Origin of the sequence: Intestinibacter sp., from assembly GCF_034113885.1 — a bacterium.
Taxonomy (GTDB): domain Bacteria; phylum Bacillota; class Clostridia; order Peptostreptococcales; family Peptostreptococcaceae; genus Intestinibacter.
Genome location: NZ_JAXEWM010000015.1, coordinates 1 through 4,706 on the forward strand (window position 1 = coordinate 1; position 4,706 = coordinate 4,706).

The window sequence follows — 4,706 nt, forward strand, 5'->3', positions numbered from 1 at the left end:
CAGATAATACGGCCATCGCTCCTCTATTACAATTTGACCAAGTCGCTCTACAAGAATGCATTAGTGAATAATAGAATTCTTCTGCTGTATCTTCATCTGAAGATATTCCTATAGCAGCTCCCATTCTCATACCATAAGCTGTAAATCCTTTTGACATACTAAATGCTACTATTGTAAGTATGTTACTTGGTAGGTTTCCAAATTTCTTAAAGAATTTTCTACTTGCATCGTCATCTCTAACAAAATCTATGTATGCAACATCTACAAGAAATACTATTTTCTTTTCAGGATCTTTAGCAGCTTCTTTAGCTAAATCTAAAACTTTATCCCATTCGTCATCAGTTAAGCTATATCCTGTTGGGTTATTTCCCGGTGAATTTATTATAGTAAATATTCTACCCTGTCTATTTAATATATCTGTAAATTTTTCGCTAAATGAACCTATATTGAAGTTCCCATTTTCATCAAATAAAGAGTAATTTTCTACACCTCTCTTAGTTTCTTCTCCTATTATTCCATATGGAGACCAGTACCAGTCTGAAACTAAAACTACATCATTTTCATTAGTGTAATTATACATAGCTAATTTTATAGCTCCACTACCACCTGGTGAAGCGACTACTCTAATATAACCTTCTGGATCGTTACCTTTGAAACAAACTTTTTTTACTGCTTCTTGATACGCTGGTTGACCCCCTATAGATGCATAAGCAGATATTTCTTCATTTGGTAAAGCTTTAAGCTGATCGTATACAGTTTTCATAGCTATTAATTTACCTTCATCGTCCATTAATGCTCCAATTGTTGCGTTAATAACGCTGTCTTTTCCTAATTCCTTTTCTGCTGCTTGTGCTCTTTCAGATAAACTAAATATAATATCATTTTCTTTTGGCCATTTAGCATGCTCTGCTACCATACTCATATAAATCACCTCTATTTCAAATTTTTAATATAAAAAAGTCTTCATTTGAAAATTATTAAATTAATAATGTAGACTTTTTTGAAACACATATACTGAAATTATATTTATTCACATCTTCAAATGAATATAATTTAAGTACTTGGCGCAGCAAGTACGCTACCCTTTCCTATGTGTTATAAAATATTTGTTAAAATTTAAATTTCTTAACTATATCATAATAGGTTCTAGTTAATGGAATGTCAATATATATTTTTAGAAAATTTATTAAATTAAAACTTCCTTTTTTTGGTTTATTTCTTATTTAAAGTTATATATAATTATAATTAGGGTAAATAACTATTAAGAGGTGATAAACATGGCAGCAGGATGTTCAATGGAAAGAGGAATACATGAAGAAACTCTTTATAAACAAATAAAAGAAGTTAATTATTCTGACGCAGACCTATTAAAACTAATATCTGATAGAGAAAAAAGCGGAAGAATTAACGATTTCGTTTACAAAGCATATAAAAGATTAGCTAAAGAAAGAGGATTACAATAATTAAAAAGGATCTGAAAATAAAACACATTTATCTTCAGATCCTTTTATCTTTTTCTAGGCTTTAATTTTAAACCTTTAAAAAATCTTATCATAAGGTATATTTCATAAGTCATAGCTGTACAGCAAATCAACCTAGTTATCCTATCAGTCGTATTTAAACCAACCTTAGTAAAGTATAAAAATAAAACTAAATCAACAATAAATATTAATACATCTAATATCAAAGCTTCATCTCCTAAACAAAAAGCCCTGATATAAAATCAGAGCTTCTTTATATTCTGTTTAATAATATCAAATTTCAATTACTAAGTCAATATTATCTCTTTTTACAGCACCATTTCTTACAGAAACTTTCTTTTTTACCACACATAACTTCTGTTGAAGAACATTTAGGACATATAATTTTATCTTGCTCGTATTTAACTGTGTAAACATATCCGCATTTTGCACATTTAAACTTACAAAATTTAGTTGTATAATGTCCTCCTGCAATTCTAATTGCTTTTCCCTCTGTTAGTGCTATAGCAATTTTTTTCCTTCCACTTTCTATTATATTTTGGAAGGTTTGACGAGAGATTTCCATTTTATTTGCGCATTCTTCTTGTGTAAGTCCTTCAATATCCTTTAGGCGTATTGCTTCGAGTTCTTCTACCTTTAGTTCGACCTCTTCAAGCTCGCAATCCTTTTTTCCCCAAGGGATAAAATAATTACCTTCTGGAAAAAATTCTACTGTTCTATATTTTGTAGGTCTTGCCATTATAAACCCTCCTACATTTTCCAGATTAATTATACTGAAATACTACTTACTATCTATTATATTATGCTTGAGATTTTTTTGCTTCTATTTCTTTTAATGAATTTAACATATTTATTACAATTGGATTGAATAATCCTTCTACTTCTTCATCGTTGTAGATTCCAAGAGATACATTTCCAAATCCAGAATTCATAGGTAATGTTCCAAGTAAATCTAATTGTAAATCATCTAGTAATTTACCAGTTTCACTTCCGCTGAATATTTCTATCTTCTTACCGCAGTCTGGACATAGTATATAGCTCATGTTTTCTACTATACCTATGATTTCTATGTCTAATTTTCTAACCATATTTACAGCCTTAGCAACTATCATAGATACCATATCTTGTGGTACTGAAACCATAACTATTCCATTTATTGGGATTGATTGCATAACTGTTAATGCAACATCTCCTGTTCCTGGAGGCATATCTATTAATAAGTAGTCTAATTCTCCCCAGATTACATCTGTGTAGAATTGTTTAACAACATTAGATATCATAGCGCCTCTCCAGATTACTGGTTGATTTTCATCATCTATTAATAGGTTTAATGACATTACTTTTATTCCTTCTGCATTTTGAACTGGATATATACAGTTGTCAGGAGCTCCCATTGCTCTAGAATCTTTAACTCCTAAAAGTCTTGGTATACTTGGTCCTGTTATATCAGCATCTAAAACCCCTACTTTATATCCTTGTTTTGCTAAATTTTTAGCTATAAGTGCAGATACAGTAGATTTACCTACTCCACCTTTACCACTCATTACACCTATAATTTTCTTTATATTATTTAAAGGATTGTTTTTTACACCGCAGCTTTCTTTATCTTTACTGCATTCTCCTTTAGATGGACATGATCCACAATTTGACATTTTAAATTCCCCCTTGAACTATTGTTGTTTTTAGCATTTGCCACTAACTATAATAATAATTCTTTTTATTTATATTGTCAATTAATTACAAAAATAAATCACCTTCTCTCATAAATCAATATGAAAGAAAGTGATTGTATCTCGATAATTATCAACCATATATATCGGAAAATTCCAAAATAACTTTATTTATTCTACTGTCCTTGTAGTTTTCGACATCTTCTATTTCTTGGCTTTCGATGACTTTTCTAGGCAATGTAAATATAATCGAGCTTCCTTTTCCTACTTCACTTACTGCCTTTATAGTTCCGCCGTGAATTTCAACTAATGCTTTTACTATATAAAGCCCCATTCCACTTCCCTCTCTCTCGCTTTTCATCTTTGACTTAACCTGCTCAAATTTATCAAAAATAGATTCTATTTTATTTTTAGGTATGCCAAAGCCTTCATCCTTAACTTCAACAACTACATCGTCTTTTTTTACATTTATATTTACAAATACATTTCCATTATTTTTGTTGAATTTGATTGCATTTGATAGTAAATTCAACATAATTCTCTCTATACAATTTGGATCAAAGCTTATGATTTCCTCTTCCTTATTTGTATCAAATATTAAATTCATATTTTTTGACTTCATAAAATGCAGTACTGAATAGCATGTATCCTCTATAAAACTAATTATATTTGCGTTTATTAAATTTATTTTTATACTTCCAGAATCGATTCTCGTTGAATCTATCAAGTTATTTATTAATTTTAATAATCTAAATGAATTCTGTTGCATTATATCTATATATTTTGAAAAATAATCTCGATTTTCTTCATCTAAGCTATCTAATCTTAATTTTAAAACCTCTATGGAACTCAACACTAGGTTCACTGGTGTTCTAAGCTCGTGTGATACATTTGCAAAAAAATCTAATCTTATTTTATCTTTTTCTTCTTCTAGATTTACGCTTTCTGTTATATCAGTTAGAATACCAATTCTCTTTATAGCATTACCACAATCATCGTATATAGGTAAGAATTTATACCAAATCCACTTTTCTTTTCCATTTTTTAATTTTGCCTTTAATTTGCCTTCATTTAATTTGTCAAAGCTATAATCATCTAATAATCCATTTTTATGCTTTTCACTTTTGAAAAAGTCATTAAATTTATATACATCATTTGCGAAGGACTCATACGACTCTTCAAACATATTTTCATATGCCGGACTCATATAAATTACTTTTTCTTCATCCCTTATAAAGAATACAGAATCACAATATCTCGTTATTTCTTTAAAATTGCGCTCGTTTTCTTTTAAATTAGAATAAAATTTATTTCTATATTTTCCATCAATAGCAATTCCTATCGTACCTATTGGCGAGTTTGTGCTATCTAATAGAGGCCATATAGTAGTATCCACTATATTTTCTCCATCTACAGATGAAAATTTTTCTTCAAACGTCTTTATTGATTTATTCTTCATGACATCCTGATCATTTTTTATAAAAATTTCAGCCTCTTCCTTAGGCCAAATATCATAACAATTAGCTCCTATTACGTCTATTTTTTTAGAATATCC

General features: G+C 29.3%; 6 protein-coding genes. 1 reads left to right on the forward strand and 5 read right to left on the reverse strand.

Annotated elements, in window-relative coordinates; translation table 11 throughout:
* On the reverse strand, positions 1 to 922 hold a 922-nt coding region (locus SPD90_RS00950), incomplete at its 3' end, for an aminotransferase class I/II-fold pyridoxal phosphate-dependent enzyme (RefSeq protein ID WP_320924040.1).
* A gap of 355 nt (positions 923 to 1,277) precedes the next feature.
* Between SPD90_RS00950 and SPD90_RS00955 the strand changes: the two genes are divergently transcribed.
* Positions 1,278 to 1,463 (forward strand): hypothetical protein, encoded by a 186-nt coding sequence (locus SPD90_RS00955; RefSeq protein WP_320624673.1) that lies wholly within the window; start codon positions 1,278 to 1,280, stop codon positions 1,461 to 1,463.
* A gap of 44 nt (positions 1,464 to 1,507) precedes the next feature.
* On the opposite strand, the gene SPD90_RS00960 is transcribed toward SPD90_RS00955, so the two are convergent.
* The 4 genes from SPD90_RS00960 to SPD90_RS00975 all read right to left on the reverse strand — a co-directional run.
* Entirely contained in the window at positions 1,508 to 1,687 is a 180-nt protein-coding gene (locus SPD90_RS00960; RefSeq protein WP_320624672.1) for a hypothetical protein, read from the reverse strand.
* 92 nt (positions 1,688 to 1,779) lie between these two features.
* Positions 1,780 to 2,220 carry a DUF134 domain-containing protein gene (locus SPD90_RS00965; RefSeq protein WP_320624671.1) on the reverse strand — a complete coding sequence of 147 codons (441 nt, stop codon included), beginning with the start codon at positions 2,218 to 2,220 and terminating at the stop codon, positions 1,780 to 1,782.
* Positions 2,221 to 2,281: 61 nt separating this feature from the next.
* Positions 2,282 to 3,133 (reverse strand): Mrp/NBP35 family ATP-binding protein, encoded by an 852-nt coding sequence (locus tag SPD90_RS00970; protein ID WP_320924041.1) that lies wholly within the window; start codon positions 3,131 to 3,133, stop codon positions 2,282 to 2,284.
* Positions 3,134 to 3,284: 151 nt separating this feature from the next.
* On the reverse strand, positions 3,285 to 4,706 hold a 1,422-nt coding region (locus tag SPD90_RS00975; RefSeq protein ID WP_320924042.1), incomplete at its 5' end, for a PAS domain-containing sensor histidine kinase.

What these genes read in the sequence shown, in the direction of transcription:
- SPD90_RS00965 (WP_320624671.1), bottom strand. Translation starts at nt 2,220, where the DNA reads ATGGCAAGACCTACAAAATATAGAACAGTAGAATTTTTTCCAGAAGGT.
- SPD90_RS00970 (WP_320924041.1), bottom strand. Translation starts at nt 3,133, where the DNA reads ATGTCAAATTGTGGATCATGTCCATCTAAAGGAGAATGCAGTAAAGAT.
- SPD90_RS00955 (WP_320624673.1), top strand. Translation starts at nt 1,278, where the DNA reads ATGGCAGCAGGATGTTCAATGGAAAGAGGAATACATGAAGAAACTCTT.